The organism is Burkholderia sp. 4NA327C6, from assembly GCF_005502655.1.
Taxonomy (GTDB): Bacteria; Pseudomonadota; Gammaproteobacteria; order Burkholderiales; family Burkholderiaceae; genus Burkholderia; species Burkholderia contaminans.
Window position 1 is genome coordinate 323,969 of record NZ_SCNZ01000001.1, and the last position, 19,840, is coordinate 343,808.

At 67.0% G+C, this 19,840-nt stretch carries 17 protein-coding genes; 9 read left to right on the forward strand and 8 right to left on the reverse strand.

Annotated elements, in window-relative coordinates:
- Nucleotides 1–21 precede the first annotated feature (21 nt).
- Nucleotides 22–858, reverse strand: a complete 837-nt coding sequence (locus FFS49_RS01535; protein ID WP_137909876.1) for a DMT family transporter — start codon at nucleotides 856–858, stop codon at nucleotides 22–24.
- A gap of 116 nt (nucleotides 859–974) precedes the next feature.
- Here FFS49_RS01535 and selD point away from each other — a divergent pair, with 116 nt between their 5' ends.
- The 3 genes from selD to FFS49_RS01550 all read left to right on the forward strand — a co-directional run bounded on the left by selD (nucleotide 975) and on the right by FFS49_RS01550 (nucleotide 4,033).
- Nucleotides 975–2,039 carry a selenide, water dikinase SelD gene (gene selD / locus FFS49_RS01540; RefSeq protein WP_137909875.1) on the forward strand — a complete coding sequence of 355 codons (1,065 nt, stop codon included), beginning with the start codon at nucleotides 975–977 and terminating at the stop codon, nucleotides 2,037–2,039.
- Nucleotides 2,040–2,112: 73 nt separating this feature from the next.
- Nucleotides 2,113–2,703 carry a LysE family transporter gene (locus FFS49_RS01545; RefSeq protein WP_071331912.1) on the forward strand — a complete coding sequence of 197 codons (591 nt, stop codon included), beginning with the start codon at nucleotides 2,113–2,115 and terminating at the stop codon, nucleotides 2,701–2,703.
- A gap of 250 nt (nucleotides 2,704–2,953) precedes the next feature.
- Entirely contained in the window at nucleotides 2,954–4,033 is a 1,080-nt protein-coding gene (locus FFS49_RS01550; protein WP_039367894.1) for a purine nucleoside permease, read from the forward strand.
- Nucleotides 4,034–4,262: 229 nt separating this feature from the next.
- On the opposite strand, the gene FFS49_RS01555 is transcribed toward FFS49_RS01550, so the two are convergent.
- Both FFS49_RS01555 and ceoR read right to left on the reverse strand, forming a co-directional pair.
- Nucleotides 4,263–4,556: a DUF4148 domain-containing protein gene (locus FFS49_RS01555; RefSeq protein ID WP_039367886.1), complete on the reverse strand. Its 294-nt coding sequence runs from the start codon at nucleotides 4,554–4,556 to the stop codon at nucleotides 4,263–4,265.
- Nucleotides 4,557–4,964: 408 nt separating this feature from the next.
- On the reverse strand, nucleotides 4,965–5,969 hold the full coding sequence (gene ceoR, locus FFS49_RS01560; protein WP_089441543.1) for a putative multidrug efflux transcriptional regulator CeoR: 1,005 nt from the start codon (nucleotides 5,967–5,969) through the stop codon (nucleotides 4,965–4,967).
- 174 nt (nucleotides 5,970–6,143) lie between these two features.
- On the opposite strand from ceoR, the gene FFS49_RS01565 reads away from it, so the two are divergent.
- From FFS49_RS01565 to FFS49_RS01585, 5 genes are all read left to right on the forward strand, one after another.
- A complete protein-coding gene (locus FFS49_RS01565) occupies nucleotides 6,144–7,004 on the forward strand; it encodes an alpha/beta hydrolase (protein ID WP_039367881.1) in 861 nt (286 codons plus the stop codon).
- A gap of 32 nt (nucleotides 7,005–7,036) precedes the next feature.
- Nucleotides 7,037–8,254, forward strand: a complete 1,218-nt coding sequence (gene ceoA, locus FFS49_RS01570) for a multidrug efflux RND transporter periplasmic adaptor subunit CeoA (protein ID WP_137909874.1) — start codon at nucleotides 7,037–7,039, stop codon at nucleotides 8,252–8,254.
- A 45-nt stretch (nucleotides 8,255–8,299) separates the two neighbouring features.
- A complete protein-coding gene (gene ceoB, locus FFS49_RS01575) occupies nucleotides 8,300–11,515 on the forward strand; it encodes a multidrug efflux RND transporter permease subunit CeoB (RefSeq protein ID WP_137909873.1) in 3,216 nt (1,071 codons plus the stop codon).
- Nucleotides 11,516–11,525: 10 nt separating this feature from the next.
- On the forward strand, nucleotides 11,526–13,061 hold the full coding sequence (gene opcM / locus FFS49_RS01580) for a multidrug efflux transporter outer membrane subunit OpcM (protein ID WP_137909872.1): 1,536 nt from the start codon (nucleotides 11,526–11,528) through the stop codon (nucleotides 13,059–13,061).
- Between the two features lie 271 nt (nucleotides 13,062–13,332).
- Complete coding sequence (locus FFS49_RS01585) at nucleotides 13,333–13,746, forward strand: hypothetical protein (RefSeq protein ID WP_137909871.1); 414 nt, start codon at nucleotides 13,333–13,335, stop codon at nucleotides 13,744–13,746.
- Between the two features lie 97 nt (nucleotides 13,747–13,843).
- Here the strand turns inward: FFS49_RS01585 and FFS49_RS01590 are convergent, their stop codons facing one another.
- Nucleotides 13,844–14,458: a c-type cytochrome gene (locus FFS49_RS01590; RefSeq protein WP_137909870.1), complete on the reverse strand. Its 615-nt coding sequence runs from the start codon at nucleotides 14,456–14,458 to the stop codon at nucleotides 13,844–13,846.
- 331 nt (nucleotides 14,459–14,789) lie between these two features.
- Here FFS49_RS01590 and FFS49_RS42885 point away from each other — a divergent pair, with 331 nt between their 5' ends.
- Entirely contained in the window at nucleotides 14,790–14,924 is a 135-nt protein-coding gene (locus FFS49_RS42885; RefSeq protein ID WP_263089131.1) for a hypothetical protein, read from the forward strand.
- Between the two features lie 113 nt (nucleotides 14,925–15,037).
- Here the strand turns inward: FFS49_RS42885 and FFS49_RS01595 are convergent, their stop codons facing one another.
- The 4 genes from FFS49_RS01595 to FFS49_RS01610 form a co-directional block, all read right to left on the reverse strand.
- Complete coding sequence (locus FFS49_RS01595; RefSeq protein WP_071331915.1) at nucleotides 15,038–15,889, reverse strand: alpha/beta hydrolase; 852 nt, start codon at nucleotides 15,887–15,889, stop codon at nucleotides 15,038–15,040.
- 272 nt (nucleotides 15,890–16,161) lie between these two features.
- The gene (locus tag FFS49_RS01600; RefSeq protein WP_137909869.1) at nucleotides 16,162–16,491 is read right to left on the reverse strand and encodes a DUF3579 domain-containing protein; all 330 of its coding nucleotides are present in this window, start codon (nucleotides 16,489–16,491) and stop codon (nucleotides 16,162–16,164) included.
- Nucleotides 16,492–16,513: 22 nt separating this feature from the next.
- Nucleotides 16,514–17,875: a sigma-54 dependent transcriptional regulator gene (locus FFS49_RS01605; protein ID WP_137909868.1), complete on the reverse strand. Its 1,362-nt coding sequence runs from the start codon at nucleotides 17,873–17,875 to the stop codon at nucleotides 16,514–16,516.
- Nucleotides 17,865–19,748 carry an ATP-binding protein gene (locus FFS49_RS01610; protein WP_137909867.1) on the reverse strand — a complete coding sequence of 628 codons (1,884 nt, stop codon included), beginning with the start codon at nucleotides 19,746–19,748 and terminating at the stop codon, nucleotides 17,865–17,867. Before FFS49_RS01610 ends, FFS49_RS01605 begins: the two co-directional genes overlap by 11 nt.
- Between the last annotated feature and the right edge of the window lie 92 nt (nucleotides 19,749–19,840).

Here is a 19,840-nt window from a genome sequence, read left to right on the forward strand (position 1 = left end):
TGCGGCGTCAGAACTTGCTGCTTACAGCCGGATCAGCGCCGCGCCCGCCACCACCAACGCGCACGCGGCGAGCCGCTGCGCGCCGGGCCGCTCGCGCATCACGAGCCAGCCGATCGCGACCGCGAAGATCGAGCTCGTTTCGCGCAGCGCCGATACCGTCCCGACCGGCAAGTACCGGTACGCGAGGATCACGATGCCGTACGCGGCGAGCGAAATGGTGCCGGCGATCGTGCCCTGCGTGAGTGCGGTGCGCGGGCCGAGCACCGCGCACGGGCCGCCTCGCACCGCGCACACGAGCACGAACTGCGGCACGCTCCACAGCACGTACACCCATGCGATGTAGCCGAGCGCGCTGCCGGACACGCGCGAGCCGATGCCGTCGCAGATCGAGTACGCGGCGATGAACACGCCCGTGAGCAGCGCAAACGGCACGCCTTCGCCGGAGAACCGGAAGCCGCGCCGCAGTGCGAGCGACATGATGCCGAACGACACGAGTGCGATGCCCGCGAAGCCGAACGGCGTCGGCCGCTCGTGCAGAATCGCGAGCGCGAGTACCGACACGAGCAGCGGCGAAATCCCGCGTGCGATCGGGTAGATCTGCCCGAATTCGCCGCTGCGGTACGCCCGCGCCAGCGTGAAGCAGTACGCGACCTCGAGCACGGCCGACCCGGCGATATACGGCCACGCGGCAGGCGCCGGCGCGGGCAGCAGCGCGGCGCCGGCGACGCCGAACACGAAATACGGCAGCGACATCGTGCCGAGCTGGACGAGCCGGTCTTCGCTGACGTGGAGGAAGGCATTCCAGATCGCGTGCAGCAACGCGGAGCACAGCACGAGGCCGATGAAGAGGTGGTCCATGAACGAACGGGCGGACAGGCGCGCGAGCGGAGGGGGGCGCGGTCATTATGTGGGTATCGGGCGCACTCGCAAGGAATTGTCGATAATGGCGTGTTGTTATTCACCGGATGCCGACCATGACCGAAGCCACCCAAGCCCAGCCTGCCGTTCCGCGCCTCACGAGCCTGTCACATGGCGGCGGCTGCGGCTGCAAGATTGCGCCGGGCGTGCTGTCCGAGCTGCTGAAGCGCGCGACGCCGCCCGCGCTGTTCCCGGATCTGCTGGTCGGCACCGAGACGTCCGACGACGCGGCCGTCTACCGCCTCAACGACGAGCAGGCGATCGTCGCGACCACCGACTTCTTCATGCCGATCGTCGACGATCCGTTCGACTTCGGCCGCATCGCCGCGACCAACGCGCTGTCCGACGTCTATGCGATGGGCGGCAAGCCGATCCTCGCGCTCGCGCTGGTCGGCATGCCGATCAACGTGCTCCCGCACGAGACGATCGCGGCCGTGCTGCGCGGCGGCGAATCGGTGTGCGCGGACGCCGGCATCCCGGTCGCGGGCGGCCACTCGATCGATTCGGTCGAGCCGATCTACGGGCTCGCGGCGATCGGCGTCGTGCACCCGTCGCGCGTGAAGCGCAATGCGGCCGCGCGCGCGGGCGATGTGCTCGTGCTCGGCAAGCCGCTCGGCGTTGGCGTGTTGTCCGCCGCGCTGAAAAAGAACCAGCTCGATGCCGATGGCTATGCGCAGATGGTCGCGACGACCACCAAGCTGAACCGGCCGGGCGCCGAACTTGCCGCGCTGCCGGGCGTGCATGCGCTGACCGACGTCACGGGCTTCGGGCTGCTCGGCCATACGCTCGAGCTGGCGCGCGGCGCGCACCTCACCGCGCGCGTGCACTATGCGTCGCTGCCGTGGCTCGCGGGCGTCGAGGCGTTCGTCGCCGATGGCGTGTTCACCGGTGCGTCGGGTCGCAACTGGGCCGCGTACGGCGCGGACGTGCAACTGGCCGCTACGCTGCCGCCCGTCGCGCAGGCGCTGCTGACCGACCCGCAGACGTCGGGCGGCTTGCTGGTCGCGTGCACGCCGGAGGCCGTCGACGACGTGCTCGCATGCTTCCGTGCCGACGGCTTCGACCGCGCGGGCGTGATCGGCGAGATGGTGGACGGGCCTGCGCGCGTCGACGTCGCGTGACGCTCGAGCGGCACACCGGTTTTTCTGCGGTCGCTAGAATCGATGCCTTCCATCGAGAAGGCATCGACGACCGATGAACGACTTCCTGTTCGGGCTGATGATCGCGCTGTCGGTCGGGCCCGTTGCGCTGATGATCGCGAACTACGGGATGCGCGCCGGCACCGCAAGCGGCGTGCGCGCGGCGGTGGGCGTCGCGACGGCCGACGGCTGTTATGCGGTTATCGCGTTCACGCTCGGTGCGATGCTCGCGAGCACGCTCGCCGCGCATCTGTTGCTGTTTCGGCTGGTCGGCGCGCTCGTGCTGCTCGCGATGGGCGCGCGGATGCTGTGGCAGGCGCTGCGGGATCGCCGCCGCGCGCTCGACGGTGATGCACGGCCGCCGGGCAGCCGCCCGTTTTCATCGATGTTCTTCGTCACGCTGGCGAACCCGCTCACGATCCTGTTGTTCTATGGCTATGCAACGGCTGCCGCCGGGGCGCACCGGCACTGGCTGCTGGGTGCCGCGTGCGTGTTTGCCGGCAGCCTGGCGGGGCAGCTCGTGTTCGCATTCGGCGGCAGCGTGATCGGCCGGATCGTGAAGTCACCGGGGCTGCTCGCCGCGAGCCATGTGGTCGCGGCGCTTGTCGTGCTGGGTTACGGCGTGGCGGGGCTGGCGCGGTTGTAGCGGTTCGCCGCCGGGTTGCACGCTTGCAAATGCGATCGACGTGCCGGTGTCGGGCAACCGGATAGTATTCCTGATGGTGTGTCGACGCACGAAGACCATTTGCTTCGTGATTCCCGCGCGTTCCAGACCCGCACCGACGCACCGTCGCCGTTTCGTAGTCGGGTTCCGCATCGGGCACGCGCGTTTTATACTCCGACGCGCAGTCTACGAGAGCCGTTCTCACCCAACATCATCGAAACAAGGAACGCCGATGCTGACTCGCTCCATTCTTTCCGCCGCTGCATTCTCGCTCGCAGCCTGTGCGACCGCGCCGTCGATTGCGCAGGATAGCCAGGGCAACAACGCGGGCAACAATGCATTCGCCGAGACCGGTGCACAGGGCCGCCCGGTCAAGGTCATGATCATCACGATGTTCGGTCCGGAGGGCCAGGCCTGGCTCGACCGGATCGGCCCGTGGCGCGACATCGCCGTGCCCGGCCTGTCGCCCGACTATCCGAACGTGCATTGCAACAAGCAGGACGTCTGCGTGGTCACGACCGGCATGGGCTATGCGAACGCGTCGGCAACGATCATGGCGCTCACGTTTTCGCAGCGCTTCGATTTGCGCCGCACGTACTTCCTGATCTCGGGCATCGCGGGTGTCGATCCTGCGCAAGGCACGGTCGGTTCGGCCGCGTGGTCGAAATACCTCGTCGATTTCAGCCTGCAGTGGGAGCTCGATGCACGTGAGATTCCGGCCGGCTGGAATACGGGCTTCCTCGGCATCAACACGAAGAGCCCGAACGACAAGCCGCCGCTCGACTATCGCACCGAGGTGTTCCAGCTCAACCCGCAGCTGACCGATGCCGCCGTCGCACTGTCGCGCAACGTCGTGCTGGCGGACAGCGCGCAGGCGCAGGCCGCACGCGCGAAGTTCAACTACGCGCCGGCGAACCGGCCGCCGACGGTGATCCAGTGCGACACGTCATCGGGCAACACGTGGTTCTCGGGCACGCTGATCGGCGAGCGCGCGCGCCAGTGGACGAAGATCCTGACCGACGGCAAGGGCACGTACTGCATGACCGCGCAGGAAGACAACGCGACGTATGAAGCGCTCAAGCGCGCGGCGAGCGTGAAGCGGGTCGACCTGTCGCGCGTCGCGGTGCTGCGCACCGGGTCCGATTTCGACCGGCCGTATGCAGGGCAGACGAGTGCCGACAACCTGCTGAACTACGCGGACCAGGGCGGCTTCGCCCCGGCGACCGAAAACCTGTATCGAGCGGGCAATCCGCTTGTACAGGACATCGTGACGCACTGGGGCGAATGGCGTGATGGGGTGCCGCGCCGGTAAAGGCCGGGTGACGATTCGGCCGATTCGGCCGGCTATCAGTGCGAATGCGGGGCCGAACGGAATGGCGTCCACACCGGCGTGGTGTCGTCCCAGTGATCGAGCGGCGAAGGGAGTTGATCGTTCATCATGTCCTCCTGCAACTAACTATCTAGCTGACTGACTCGGCGAGTCGTCGATGGATGATTCGAAACGCTGCGCGCGGGGCAACCCGTTGCGCGGCGTTGCGCATTTACCGGCCTCCGCCGGCGAGCTGGTTGCTTTCCGGCATCGAGCGATACGGGCCTTGCGCCAGTTCGAGCCCTTGCGGATACGAAGTCGCCTTGCGCAGGTACGCGAGCGTGCCGTCCTTGCGCGCTTGCTCGACTTCCGCGCTCACTTCGGCGCGCGTGCGCGGGCCGTTGTGCTGCGAGTACCACGACGTGTTGCCGTAGTCGCCGGCGTGCGGGGTGCCGGAATCGGCGAAGGCCGGTGCGGACACGGCGAGCGTGAGGGCGAGGGCGGAGAGAAGATGGCGGCGGTTCATGGCGAGACTCCTGGAATTTCGGAGCTGGCGCTGGAGCGCTTACTCCGGTCCCATCAAGCGGGATCTGTTCGATGCGCAACGAGGTGCGCGACAGGGTTTACTCTAGGTATCTGTTCCGTCGCGATAAATGCGGCAGATGCGAATTGAATTGTCGTGTCAGTGGAACAATCGACATCCGTACACCCGGCAGGGTTATGCGGAAATCGCTCGAACCCGCCTGCAGCGGGCCTCGCACGGGAGCGACGACGGCGCGCGGCGATGCCCGCGGACGATTGCGTCGCGTGGCACAAAGGTTTGCTGCGGATTCGGGAAGGATCGGGTGCGCCGGGCGGGAAATGGGGCGCGGAGGCGGGGCGACACGCGGGCCTGGCGGCCCGCGTGTGCGGTTCGGTTGCTCAGTTCAGGCGCTTATGCGACCCACTCGTTGATGACCGGCGTGTCGAGCGCCGGCGCGCGTTCGGCTTCCTCGAACGTGCGCTTGCTGCACGTCGCGTCGAGGCTGCCCTTGCCGCTCAGCAGCGGGCAGCGGTCGAACACCTCGGCGATCCAGTCGACGAACACGCGCACTTTCGGTGACAGATGGCGGCTGTGCGGATACACGACCGAGATCGGCATCGGCAGCGGCTTGACGCCCGGCAGCACTTCCTTGAGCCGGCCCTCGCGCAGATGCGGCAGCACCATGAAGAGCGGCGGCTGGATCAGCCCGAAGCCTTCGATCCCGCAGGTCACGTACGCATCGGCGTCGTTGACCGACACGATGCCTTCCATCTTCATCTCGACTTCCTTGCCGTCGGTCAGGAACGTCCAGTCGATCGTGCGGCCAGTGCGGCTCGAGAAGTAGTTGACGGCCTTGTGCTGGCTCAGGTCGTCGATCGTCTGCGGCTCGCCGTGGCGCTCGAGATAGTCGGGCGACGCGACCGTCACGCATTCGAACAGGCCGACCCGGCGTGCGACGAGCGACGAGTCCTGCAGCGCACCGACGCGGATCACGCAATCGACCCCTTCCTGCAGCAGGTCGACCGGCCGGTCGGACAGGCCGAGTTGCAGGTCGATGTCCGGATAGCGCGTATGGAATTCGCACAGCGACGGAATTACGAGCAGCCGCCCGATCGAACCCGGCATGTCGATACGCAACTTTCCGTGCGGCTTCCGGTTGTTTGCCTGGAAGCTTGCCTCGGTTTCCTCGACGTCCGCGAGGATCCGCACGCATCGTTCGTAGTACGCGGCGCCGTCCGGCGTGAGCGACAGCCGGCGGGTGGTCCGGTGCATCAGCCGCACACCGAGGAACGCTTCGAGATTCTGGATGATCGTCGTGACGGACGCTCGCGGCAAGCTGAGCGTTTCTGCCGCCTTGGTGAAGCTGCTTGTATCGACGACGCGAGTAAACACCTGCATGGCCTGAAGCCGGTCCATCACAACCTCCGCAATCTAATGAGCCTCCGGAACAAGAAGGCTGCGCTACCTCGTGGGTAAACGCAGCCTCGGATTGTTCGGGGGCGTTGAATTGTGTTGCCGGATTATAGGCATTTATCCCAATGTCTGCCGGACCCAGAATTCGTTCCATCTCGAAATGGATGCTGCATCGTCATGGACGCTTCTGAATTCAGCAAATTCCTGAAGGCCGCGTTGCCCGTGCAAGCCACGGCAGGCGCGGCGCTGACGGTCGCTGAAGTCGAAATTCCCGGCTACGCGCAGGACATCGTGCTGCGCCTCTACCGCCGCCCGGACAAGACCGGGTTGCCAGTAGTGCTTTATTTCCACGGCGGCGGCTTCGTGCGCGGTTCGCTCGAAGACGCCGATTTCGCCGCGCGTTTTTTAGCAGAACGCTTACCAGCGCTCGTAGTGTCGGTCGATTATTCGCTCGCACCGGCCTTTCCCTTTCCGGCCGCGCCGGAGGATGCGTATCGCGCCGCCGTGTGGGCCGCGACGCGCGCCCGTGCGTTCGGCGGCAACCCGAAGAAGATCGGCGTCGCGGGGCATGACGCGGGCGGCCAGCTCGCGAACTGCCTCGCGTTCATCGCGCGCGATCGCGGCGAAGTGCAGATCGTCGCGCAAGCGCTGTTCGGGCCGATGCTCGACCCCAGCATGACGCGCATCGGCGACGCCGATCGCCTCGCCTCCGACATCACCCCGCGCGAATGCGCGGCCTGTTATCGCGCGTATCTGCCGCAGGCCGCGCAACGCATGCACCCGTACGCGGCGCCGCTCGAATCGGTGCGCCTCGCGGGGCTGCCGCCGACGCTCGTCGTCACCGCGCAGAACGACGTGCTGCACGTCGAGGCGGAGAAATATGCGGGCTGCCTGATCTCGTCGGGCGTGCTCACGCAGGTGATCCGCTATCCGGACATCACGCACGCCGCGCTCGCGACGCACGAAGCCGCCTTCGAGGAAGCCGTGCGCTTCTTCCAGTGCCGCTTCCAGGCGCGCCAGCCGAACCGTTCCGAATAACCAAAACCAATCCACGTTTACTGGAGATCCACATGGCCATCCTACGCACCTCCCGTTCCCGAATCGCGACAGCGGCGATCGTGACGCTCGCCGTCGTCGGCCTCGGAACATTCGGCGCGATGCGCGTGAACGCAAACGCGCCCGAGAAAGCAGCCGCACCGCTGCCCGAAGTCGACGTCGCGACCGTCGTGCCGCAGACCGTGACCGACTGGCAGAGTTATTCGGGCCGCCTCGAAGCGGTCGAGAAAGTCGACGTGCGCCCGCAGGTGTCGGGCACGATCGTCGCGGTGAACTTCAAGGACGGCGCGCTCGTGAAGAAGGGCGACGTGCTGTTCGTGATCGATCCGCGCCCGTACCAGGCCGAAACCGACCGTGCGGCCGCGCAGCTCGCGGCCGCGCAGGCGCGCAACGGCTACGCGCAGACCGACTGGCAGCGCGCGCAGCGGCTGATCGGCGACAACGCGATCGCGAAGCGCGACTACGACGAGAAGCAGAATGCGGCCCGCGAGGCGACGGCGAACCTGAAAGCCGCCGAAGCCGCGCTGGAAACGGCGCGCATCAACCTCGGCTATACGCGCATCACCGCGCCCGTGTCGGGCCGCGTGTCGCGTGCGGAAATCACGCTCGGCAACGTCGTGTCGGCCGGCGCATCGGCCGCGCCGCTGACGACGCTGGTGTCGGTGTCGCCGATCTACGCATCGTTCGACGCGGACGAGCAGACCTACCTGCAATACATCAACGGCGCGCGCAACGGCCGCAAGGTGCCGGTCGAGCTCGGCCTCGCGAACGAAACCGGCTACTCGCGCAGCGGCGAGATCGATTCGGTCGACAACCGGCTCGACACGTCGTCCGGCACGATCCGCGTGCGCGCGCGCTTCGACAACGCCGACGGCGCGCTCGTCCCGGGCCTCTACGCGCGCGTGAAGGTGGGCGGCGGCGCGCCGCACGAGGCACTGCTCGTCGACGACGCGGCGATCAACACCGACCAGGACAAGAAGTTCGTGTTCGTCGTCGACCAGCAAGGCCGCGTGTCGTACCGCGAAGTGCAGCAGGGGATGCAGCACGGCAACCGGCGCGTGATCGTGAGCGGGCTCTCCGCCGGCGATCGCGTGATCGTGAACGGTACGCAGCGCGTGCGCCCCGGCGAACAGGTGAAGCCGCACATGGTCCCGATGACGGGCGGTGACGCGCCGTCCGCGCCTTTGGCGGGCAACGCGAAGCCGGCCGCCCCGGCGAAGGCGGATTCGTAAGCGGCTCGCCGCTTCGTATCCGCGTTCAACCAGACAGAGCCACACATGAACATTTCAAAATTCTTTATCGACCGGCCGATCTTTGCAGGAGTCCTATCGGTGATCATCCTGCTCGGCGGGGTGATCGCGATGTTCCTGCTGCCGATCTCCGAGTATCCGGAAGTCGTGCCGCCTTCCGTGATCGTGAAGGCGCAGTACCCGGGTGCGAACCCGAAAGTGATCGCCGAGACGGTCGCGTCGCCGCTCGAGGAGCAGATCAACGGCGTCGAGGACATGCTGTACATGCAGTCGCAGGCGAACAGCGACGGCAACATGACGATCACCGTCACGTTCAAGCTCGGCACCGATCCGGACAAGGCCACGCAGCTCGTGCAGAACCGCGTGAACCAGGCGCTGCCGCGCCTGCCGGAAGACGTGCAGCGGCTCGGCATCACGACGGTGAAGAGCTCGCCGACGCTGACGATGGTGGTCCACCTGATCTCGCCGGACAACCGCTACGACATGACCTACCTGCGCAACTACGCGCTGATCAACGTGAAGGATCGCCTGTCGCGGATCCAGGGCGTCGGCCAGGTGCAGCTGTGGGGTTCGGGCGACTACGCGATGCGCGTGTGGCTCGATCCGCAGAAGGTCGCGCAGCGCGGGCTGTCGGCCGAGGACGTCGTGCAGGCGATCCGCGAGCAGAACGTGCAGGTCGCGGCCGGCGTGATCGGCGCATCGCCGTCGCTGCCGGGCACGCCGCTGCAGTTGTCGGTGAACGCGCGCGGCCGCTTGCAGACGGAAGACGAGTTCGGCGACATCGTCGTGAAGACGACGCCGGACGGCGGCGTCACGCACCTGCGCGACATCGCGCGGATCCAGCTCGACGCGTCCGAATACGGGCTGCGCTCGCTGCTCGACAACAAGCCGGCCGTCGCGATGGCGATCAACCAGTCGCCGGGCGCGAACTCGCTGCAGATCTCGGACGAAGTGCGCAAGACGATGGCCGAGCTGAAGCAGGACATGCCGGCGGGCGTCGACTACAAGATCGTCTATGACCCGACGCAGTTCGTGCGTTCGTCGATCAAGGCCGTCGTGCACACGCTGCTCGAAGCGATCGCGCTGGTCGTGATCGTCGTGATCGTGTTCCTGCAGACCTGGCGCGCGTCGCTGATTCCGCTGATCGCGGTGCCGGTGTCGATCATCGGCACGTTCTCGCTGCTGCTCGCGTTCGGGTATTCGATCAACGCGTTGTCATTGTTCGGGATGGTGCTCGCGATCGGGATCGTGGTCGACGATGCGATCGTGGTGGTCGAGAACGTCGAGCGGAACATCGAGAGCGGGATGAACGCACGGGCGGCGACCTACAAGGCGATGCAGGAAGTGAGCGGGCCGATCATCGCGATCGCGCTGACGCTCGTCGCCGTGTTCGTGCCGCTCGCGTTCATGTCGGGCCTGACCGGCCAGTTCTACAAGCAGTTCGCGATGACCATCGCGATCTCGACGGTGATCTCGGCGTTCAACTCGCTGACGCTGTCGCCGGCGCTGTCCGCGATCCTGCTGAAGGGCCATGGCGACAAGGAAGACTGGCTCACGCGCGTGATGAACCGCGTGCTCGGCGGCTTCTTCCGCGGCTTCAACAAGGTGTTCCATCGCGGCGCGGAGAACTACGGCCGCGGCGTGCGCGGCGTGCTGTCGCGCAAGACGCTGATGCTCGGCGTGTACCTCGTGCTGGTGGGTGCGACCGTGCTCGTGTCGAAGGTCGTGCCGGGTGGCTTCGTGCCCGCGCAGGACAAGGAATACCTGATCGCGTTCGCGCAGCTGCCGAACGGTGCATCGCTCGACCGCACCGAGAAGGTGATTCGCGACATGGGCTCGATCGCGCTGAAGCAGCCGGGCGTCGAGAGCGCGGTGGCGTTCCCGGGGCTGTCGGTGAACGGCTTCACGAACAGCTCGAGTGCGGGCATCGTGTTCGTCACGCTGAAGCCCTTCTCGGAGCGGCACGGCAAGGCGCTGTCGGCCGGCGCGATCGCGGGTGCGCTGAACCAGAAGTACGGCGCGATGAAGGACTCGTTCGTCGCGGTGTTCCCGCCGCCGCCGGTGCTGGGCCTCGGTACGCTGGGCGGGTTCAAGATGCAGGTGGAAGACCGCGGCGCGGTCGGCTATGCGCGGCTCGCGGATGCGACCAACGACTTCATCAAGCGCGCGCAGCAGGCACCTGAGCTTGGCCCGTTGTTCACGAGCTACCAGATCAACGTGCCGCAGCTCAACGTCGATCTCGATCGCGTGAAGGCGAAGCAGTTGGGTGTGCCGGTGACCGACGTGTTCAACACGATGCAGGTGTTTCTCGGCTCGCTGTACGTGAACGACTTCAACCGCTTCGGCCGTGTGTACCAGGTGCGCGTGCAGGCCGATGCACCGTTCCGCCAGCGCGCGGACGACATCCTGCAGTTGAAGACCCGCAACGACCGTGGCGAGATGGTGCCGCTGTCGTCGCTGGTGACGGTGACGCCCACGTTCGGCCCGGAAATGGTCGTGCGCTACAACGGCTACACGGCGGCCGACATCAACGGCGGCCCGGCGCCGGGCTTCTCGTCGGGCCAGGCGCAGGCCGCGATCGAGCGTATCGCGCATGAAACGCTGCCGCGCGGCGTGCGGTTCGAATGGACCGACCTCACGTACCAGCAGATTCTTGCGGGCGATTCGGCGATGTACGTGTTCCCGATCAGCGTGCTGCTCGTGTTCCTCGTGCTCGCGGCGCTGTATGAAAGCCTGACGCTGCCGCTCGCTGTGATCCTGATCGTGCCGATGAGCATTCTGTCGGCGCTCACGGGCGTGTGGCTCACGCAGGGCGACAACAACATCTTCACGCAGATCGGCTTGATGGTGCTGGTGGGGCTGTCGGCGAAGAACGCGATCCTGATCGTCGAGTTCGCGCGCGAACTGGAGCATGACGGCAGGACGCCGCTCGAGGCCGCGATCGAGGCGAGCCGGCTGCGTCTGCGCCCGATCCTGATGACGTCGATCGCTTTCATCATGGGTGTGGTGCCGCTCGTCACGTCGACGGGTGCCGGTTCGGAAATGCGCCATGCGATGGGGGTCGCGGTGTTCTTCGGGATGCTCGGCGTGACGCTGTTCGGGCTGATGCTGACGCCGGTGTTCTACGTCGTGCTGCGCACGCTCGCGGGCGGCAAGATTCACGTCGCCGGGAAGGACTCGGCCGGCTACGGTGTGCCGTCCCAGCGCGTACCGGCTGCGGGCGTGCCGGCTTCGGATGCTTGAGGACAGGAAGATGAATAACTTGCACAACACGAACGGCCTGATGCGCTTCGCGAAGGTGGCGGCCGCGAGCACCCTGCTCGCGACGCTGCTCGCCGCGTGCGCGGTGGGGCCTGACTACAAGCGCCCGGATGTGTCGACGCCGACGGCGTTCAAGGAAGCGCCGACGCTCGCCGCCGGCGAGCAGGCCGGCACGTGGAAGACGGCCGAGCCGGCGGACGGCGCGCATCGCGGCGAATGGTGGAAGGTGTTCGGCGACCCGGTGCTCGATTCGCTCGAGACGCAGGCGCTCGCCGCGAACCAGAACCTGAAGGCCGCGGCCGCGCGGGTCGAGGAAGCGCGGGCAGCGACCCGGACCGCGCGCTCGCAGTGGTTCCCGCAGATCGGCGCCGGCTTCGGGCCGACGCGCGAGGGGCTGTCGTCGGCGTCGCAGTTCCAGCCGCAGGGCACGGGCCCGACCAATGCGACGCTGTGGCGTGCGCAGGGTACGGTGTCGTATGAAGCCGACCTGTTCGGCCGCGTCGGCCGCAACGTCGAGGCATCGCGTGCCGACCAGGCGCAGAGCGAGGCGCTGTTCCGTTCGGTGCAGCTCGCGCTGCAGGCGGACGTCGCGCAGAACTACTTCGAGCTGCGTCAGCTCGATTCCGACCAGGACCTGTACCGCCGCACGGTGGAGCTGCGCGAGCAGGCACTGAAGCTCGTGCAGCGCCGCTTCAACGAAGGCGACATCAGCGAGCTCGACGTGTCGCGCGCGAAGAACGAGCTGGCGACCGCGCAGGCCGATGCAGTTGGCGTCGCGCGCCGGCGCGCGGCGTCCGAGCATGCGCTCGCGATCCTGCTCGGCAAGGCGCCTGCGGATTTCGCGTTCAAGGAAACGCCGATCGTGCCGGTCGCGGTGAAGGTGCCGCCGGGCCTGCCGTCCGCGCTGCTCGAACGGCGCCCGGACGTGTCGGCGGCCGAGCGCGCGATGGCGGCCGCGAACGCGCGGATCGGCCTCGCGAAGTCGGCGTACTTCCCGAAGCTCGATATCACGGGTGCGTTCGGGTATGAAGCGTCGACGCTCGGCAACCTGTTCCTGTGGTCGAGCCGCACGTTCCTGCTCGGCCCGTTCGCCGGCACCGCGCTGACGCTGCCGCTGTTCGACGGTGGGCGTCGTGCGGCGGGCGTGCAGCAGGCGCGCGCGCAGTACGACGAGCAGGTCGCGAACTACCGGCAGCAGGTGCTCGTCGCGTTCCGCGAGGTCGAGGACAATCTCGCCGACCTGCGCCTGCTCGACGACCAGATCCGCGCGCAGGATGCGGCCGTCAACGCGTCGCGGCGCGCGGCGACGCTGTCGCGCACGCAGTACCAGGAAGGCGAGGTCGCGTATCTCGACGTGATCGACAGCGAGCGCTCGGTGCTGCAGTCGCAGTTGCAGTCGAACCAGTTGACCGGCGCGCAGGCCGTGTCGACCGTGAACCTGATCCGCGCGCTGGGCGGCGGATGGGGGCCGGCACCGACGGCGGTGGGCGATGCGGCGCCCGTCAAGGCGGAAGTGGCTGCGCGGTGAGCGCGAACGGCGAGTGGTTCGTCGCTCGCCGGCCGTGAAGCAGAAAACCCCGGCATGCAGGCTTGGCTCTGCATGCCGGGGTTTTTCCATGGTTCGTCGTCAATGGCCGCGGACCGGCCGCACCGACAGCCGCAAGCGCCCGAATCCCGGTCCTGATCGGCGCAGCGCCCGTCAGATCGTGGAGTAGTATTCCCTCACGTCCACGTTATTTCACGGCCTCTACGCCGCACGGCCGACCGGCCGGTGACGACGGCATTGATGGGAATGCATCATGTCCACCGAGTGGAAGCTCCGCGTCAGATTGTTTGTCCAGCGCTTCTGGCAGCCGACCAGTGCGTGCATGACCTGCATGCCGGGGAGCTGGGGAAATATCGCGAGCCTCGCCCACTGGACTATCGCATTCCATACGGGCCTGCTGACGGGACTCCTGGCTGTGCTCCTGACGTTCACGCCTGTCGCGAAACTTTACGTGCATCGATACGGGAATGCGCTGATCGTTGGCGTGCTGACCACGGTCGGCGACGCGTACTCGCACACGAGTCACTACCGTATTCCTTATGTCGAGCACGTCGTCACGGGAGCCATTTCAGGCCTGTTGGCGCTTGCCGCGTCATATCTGTTCGAAGACCGCGCGCGACGTCTGCGGGCGGTGTGGGCGCGGGTGGTGGGACAGCCTGTCCGCTGACTTTTCGAGCAATGGGTCGATGAATGATCACTCCGGGCCGGCTACAGCCGAACGCCTTGGGCGACGTCCGGCCAACTCCCGCCATGCAGGGAAAATCCTATTTGGATTGCAGATAGACCGCCACTGCCTTGGCCTGTGCGTCATCCAAGGTATGCGCTACCGCGCTCATCACGGGTGCATTGCCACGCGTACCGTTTTTGAAAACCTCGATCTGACGCAACAGATACTCTTTATGTTGCCCGGCCAGTCGCGGGAATGTGCCGGCCCCCTGGGCCTCTGCGCCGTGACATGATGCGCAAGCTGGTACGCCCTTGTCCGGCACGCCACGTTCGAAGATTTCCTGCCCTCTGGCCGTCAAGGTGGCATCTCCCGTCGCGCCGCGCGTTGCCGGCTGGTGCGAGAAATAGTCGGCCAGCGATTTGACGGCGCCGGCGTCCAGCAGCGCGGCCATGCCCCACATGTAATCGCGGGCGGCGTTTTCGCCGCGCGCGTGCTCGCGGAATCCCTTCAATTGGGCTTCGATGTATTCGGACGTCTGCGCATTCAGCTTCGGAAACATTGGCGATTCGCTACGCCCGCCTGCACCGTGGCAGCCGGAACAAATCTGCATGGCTATGCGGGCGCCATCCTGGCTTTGTGCGAGGGCTGACGTCGAGGTGAGGCCAACGGCGGCAAGCAACGCGATCAAGAGCGTTCGTGGACCGAGCATCATCTTTTCTCAGCCTTGTCTGCGAGTCGAGCGGATGGAAGAGAACATCCCCTCTAGTCAGCATATGATTTTTCCGAACTCAACGCATAGGGAAAATTGAAGCGGCACGCGTTTTGTCGCATAGGCGAACGGTACGCGTTGGTTGTCACGAGCAGCGGCGCTCGAGTGGCAAATCTCGAGCGTCTCGATCACGATCGAGTCGGTTCGTGGAGCGCTTCGGCATGACCCTTCCCGCCAAACAGGCTCGGATTGTTCATTTTGGCGGTGCAGCGAAAATTGCCAGGCCGTCTCATGTGTGCTCAGCGGACGTTCGCGAACCTCAACTGAGTCGCTCTTGTGGGTCCGTACCCTGTACGACGCGGTGCTGATCGTGTTCTTCCCGATCTTCACGTTCACGTACAACCGGGCGTTCGACAGCGTGTTCGGATTGCAGGACGCGGTCACGCGCAAGGCCGACGCGGCCGTGTAACGCAGCGGGTGGTTGCACGAGAAACGATGCGGGGTAACCCGTGTCGCTTCATGCGGGAAAGAGAAGGGGAACAACGGGCGGCGCGCATGCCGCCCGCGAGCCGCGCGCGAGCGTTACGCGGTGACGAACTCGTGCACGAAGCGGTTGAACACGGCGGGGCTCGCCGCATTCATCCCGTGCGATGCGCCGGCAACCGTCTGCCGTTGCGCATTCCCGATCCACTGCGACAGCGTATCGACGTTGTTGCGGAACATTTTCGGGCTGCGCTGGCCGTCGATCAGCAGCGTGCGGCATGCGATATCGCCGGCCGCGTGCTGCGAATACGCGGGCAGCGGGTCGCGCAATTGCTTAGGCAGCGTGCTTGCGTTGTCGATCGCCATCGTGCGGAAGCGCGACGTGCTCTTCTTCCACGCGCCCGGCAGGCTCACGGAATCGACGAACATCTCGAGGCCCGCTTCGACCTGGCCCTGATCGATCAGGCTCACGGCCTGCGTGCGCAGCGCGATCGCAGCGGCCGGCAGCGCGGCTTCGCGCACGCCCGGCTGTTGCAGCGGGCCGCCCGGATCGGCGAGCGTCAGCGATTCGACGAGGTGCGGATGCTGGCGCGCGACGTTGAACGCGACGCTGCCGCCGCGCGAGTGGCCGACCAGATGCACGGGGCCGAGATCGAGCGCGTCGATGAATTCGGCGAGCTCGTCGACGTGGTTCTGCCAGCTGAACTCGTCCTGGATGCCTGCTTCGACGGCCGGCCAGTAGTGGCTGAGGCTCGGCGCGATGCAGCGGTAGTGGGCCGACAGCGCGGCGAGCTGCGGATCCCAGTAGCGGTAGTCGCACAGCGAGCCGTGCACGAACACCATCGGCGCGCCGCTGCCCCGCTCGACATACGGCAGGCTGATGCCTGACGAAAGCGTCGCAAATTGCAGGTCGGGGTTCGCGAGCACCGAAGGCTCGATTCGCATGTTCATGACTGAAAGACTCAAAGGTGCGTCAACACGACGCAACTATGCATCACGGCGACCTGCAAGGAAAACGCATAATTTTCATCGTGACGATCAATTTTATTGATGGCTCGGCCGCAAAGCCTTGTCGGAAGGGGATGGGTGTCGATGCTTTCAATCGTCTAACGATTGGTCGCGGCGCCCGAAAGGCCGGAAAAGGGCGTGCGGCGGCCTGCGCAACCGCGCATCGAAACCAGGGAAAAGGAAGGCCGTGAGCCGCCGCGAAAGCGGCCCGCGCGTCAGCGCACCGCCAGCGCGGGCGCGGTCTGAAGCGCGACGGGGAGGTCGTTGTCGGCCGCGAACTGCATCGCGAAATCGAATGCGTCCGCGCATACGCTGCGCAATTCGTCCGACACGAACAGGCATTTGACGTTGCCGTCGACGACGGGCATCGCGAGCCGCGACAGCGCGCACGGATAGCCGGGCCGCCGTTCGCCGACGAACAGCGTGATGACGCCCGCGAGGCGCTCGGGCCAGTCGCTCGGACGGAAGGTTTTCTGCGCGTGCGTGACGCCGCGGATCAGGTGGCCGGTAATGCGGCCCTGTTCGGTGACTTCGATGCGATCCATGCCGTGCGTGTCCTCGTTCGCGTCATTCGCCGCCATCGGCAGCCGCATCGCCGCGCGCGGGAATCCGCAGATTGCGCAGCTTGTGATAGAGCGTTTTCTTCGGCATCCCGAGCGCTTCGCTTGCGTCCGCGACGTTGCCGTTGTGACGCTGCAGCATGTCCTCGATCAGCATCCGCTCGAAATACGCGAGCTGCTCCGCGAGCGTGCCGCCCGCGGCCGGCGTGCCGCCGGACGACAGCAGGCTGTCGCCGGTCAGCCCGAGCACGAAGCGGTCGGCCACGTTCTGCAGCTCGCGAACGTTGCCGGGCCACGCATGCGTCATCAGTTCGGACACCTGCGCAGCCGTGACGACCGGCGCCGGCTGCCCGAAGCGGCGCGCGGCCGCGAGCACGAAGTGTTCGAACAGCAGCGGCACGTCCTCGCGCCGCTCGCGCAGCGGCGGCAGTTCGATCTGCGCGACGTTGAGGCGATACAGCAAGTCCGCGCGAAAGCGGCCGTCGGCCGCGAGCTCGGCGAGATCGGCCTTCGACGCGGCGACCACGCGGCAGTCCACCGGAATCAGCTCGTTCGCGCCGAGCCGCTCGACCACGCGCTCCTGCAGCACGCGCAGCATCTTGACCTGCAGCGGGATCGGCATCGTCTCGATCTCGTCGAGGAACAGCGTGCCGCCGTCCGCCCATTCGATCTTGCCGATGCGCTTCTTGATCGCGCCGGTGAACGCACCGGCTTCGTGGCCGAACAGTTCGCTCTCGAAGACCTGTTCCGGCAGGCCGCCGCAGTTCAGCGCAACGAAATGCGCGTCGCGCCGGCCGCCGAAGTCGTGCAGGCTGCGCGCGATCAGCTCCTTGCCGGTGCCCGTCTCGCCGGTGATCAGCACCGACACCGACGTATCGGCGAGGCGCAGGATCTTCTTGCGCACGTCGGCCATCGCGGGCGACTTGCCGAGCACGAACGCCTCGATGCCCTGCCAGTTGTTCAGCGCCGCGCGCAGCCCCTGCACCTCGAGCGTCAGGCGGCGCTTCTCGACCGCGCGCGCGACGCGCCCCGCGATCACGTCCGACGAAAACGGCTTCTCGATGAAGTCGTACGCGCCGACCTGCATCGCGCCGACGGCCGTCGAAATGTCGGCATGGCCGCTGATCAGCACGACCGGGATCTGCGCGTCGATGGCCATCACGCGATCGAGCAGCTGCAACCCGTCGATGCCCGGCATCCGAACGTCCGACACGATCACGACCGGCGCGCCGGGCGCGACGTGATGCAGCGCGTCGGCGGCCGCCGCGAACGCATCGACCGCGAAGCCGGCAAGCGCTACCGCCTGCTCGACGCCGATCCGGACGTTTTCATCATCCTCGACGACCAGCACCCGAATCTCATCTTCCATGCTCTGTCCTTTGCAGCGTGGCCGCCGCGAATTCGATACTGAACTGCGCGCCGCCTTCGTCGCGGTTCGTCGCGGCGATCTTCGCGCCGAACGCCTCGACGATGCGCGACGTGATCGCGAGGCCGAGCCCGAGGCCCTGGCCGCGCGGCTTGGTCGTGACGAACGGCTCGAACAGGTGCGGCAGCACGTCGGGCGCGATGCCCGCGCCGCTGTCGGCCACCGTGAAGCGCACGCGGCCGGCATCGTCCGGCCCGGCGGCCTCGATGACGATGCGGCGCACGGGCGCATCGTGCACCGCGTCGAGCGCGTTGCCGAGCAGGTTCACGATCACCTGCTGCAACTGGCTCGACTCGGCCGACACGGCGGTGCCGGGCGCGATGTTCACGTCGAGCTGCACGCCTTCGTCGCGGATCCGCGCATCGTAGATGAGCCGCGCGTGCGCGACGGCCTCGTTCAGCGACACCGCGACGCGCTCGACGTCGGGCTTGCGCGCGAAGGTCTTCAGCTCGCCGGTGAGCACCGCCATGCTGTCGACGAGCTTGCCGATCCGTTCGAGATTGGCGAACGCCGGCGCAGGCTGGCCGCGCTCGAAGAACGTGCGCGCGTTGTCGCACAGCGTGCGGATCGCGACGAGCGGCTGGTTCAGCTCGTGCGTGAGGCCGGCGGCCATTTGCCCGAGCACCGCAAGCTTGCCCGCATGCACGACTTCCTGCTGCGATGCGCGCAGCCGCTGCTCGGTGCGCTCGCGCTCGACGATCTCGCGCTGCATCCGTTCGTTCGCGGCCGTCAGCGCGGCCGTGCGCTGCGCGACGGTCAGCTCGAGCTGGTCGTTCGCGCGCCGCAGCGCGTCCTGCGCGTTCAGCCGCGCGACGATCGCCCGGCGTCGCTGGATCGCGTAGCCGGCCAGCAGCGCGGCGATCAGGAACGCGCCGGTGACGAACACGAAGGCCGTCTGCTGCTGGCGCCGCGCGCCCGCGATGTCGAGCAGCACCATCAGCGAATCGCCGGCCTGCGGCGCGGGGCGCGACATCACGAGATAGCGCGTGGTGCGGCCGCTGTGGCGCGTATCGGGGAAGGTGCCGAACCACGCGGCCGCGCTGCGGTCGCCGATATGGCGGTACGGCAGCACGTCGACCGTGCGGCCCGCGTATTGCCGCGACGCCTGGATGTCGTGCTGCTGCTGCGCGGTGATCGGGCGCAGTGCGGTGAATTTCCATGCGGGTTCGGTCGAGATCACGACCACGCCGTTGCGGTCGACGACCATCGCGGCGACGCCCGGCGCGCGCCACGCCGATTCGAGCGGATCGACGCTGATCTTCACGGCGGCCACGCCGATCGGCACGCCCGCGTCGCGCACCGCGCTGGCGAAGTAGACGCCTGGCACGCCGGTGTTGGTGCCGATGCCGAAGAAGCGGCCGCTGCCGCGCGCGAGCGCGTCCTTGAAGTACGGCCGGTATGACACGTTGGTGCCGACGAAGCTGAGCGTCTCGTTCCAGTTGCTGGCGGCGATCACGTCGCCCTGCAGGTCGATCACGTCGACCGCGCCGCTGCCTGCGTCGCGGTTCACCGCTTCGAGGTAGGTGTTGACCGTGTGCACGAGCGCGGGGGCGTCGTGCGACGCGGCTTTCAGCATCGTGCGCACGCCGTCCTGCCGCGCGACCAGGCCGGGCAGGATCTCGAAGCGGCCGAGCTCGCTCTTCAGGCTCGACGCATACAGGTCGAGCCGGTGCGCGCCGGCTTCCTCGAGCGCGTCGATCGCGCGTTCCCACGCGAAATCGACGGCCGCGGCCGCCACGCACACATACAGCACGCCGGCCGATGCCCAGCCCCACCACGGGATTCCCTTGAAGCTCTTCTGCACGTTCGCCCTCATCGAAGCCCGCAATCGTCCGCACGGCACGACGTCCGAAACGACGCCCCGAACGACGCGCGCCGCGCGCCGGCTGGGCCGGCGGCGGCGCGTGC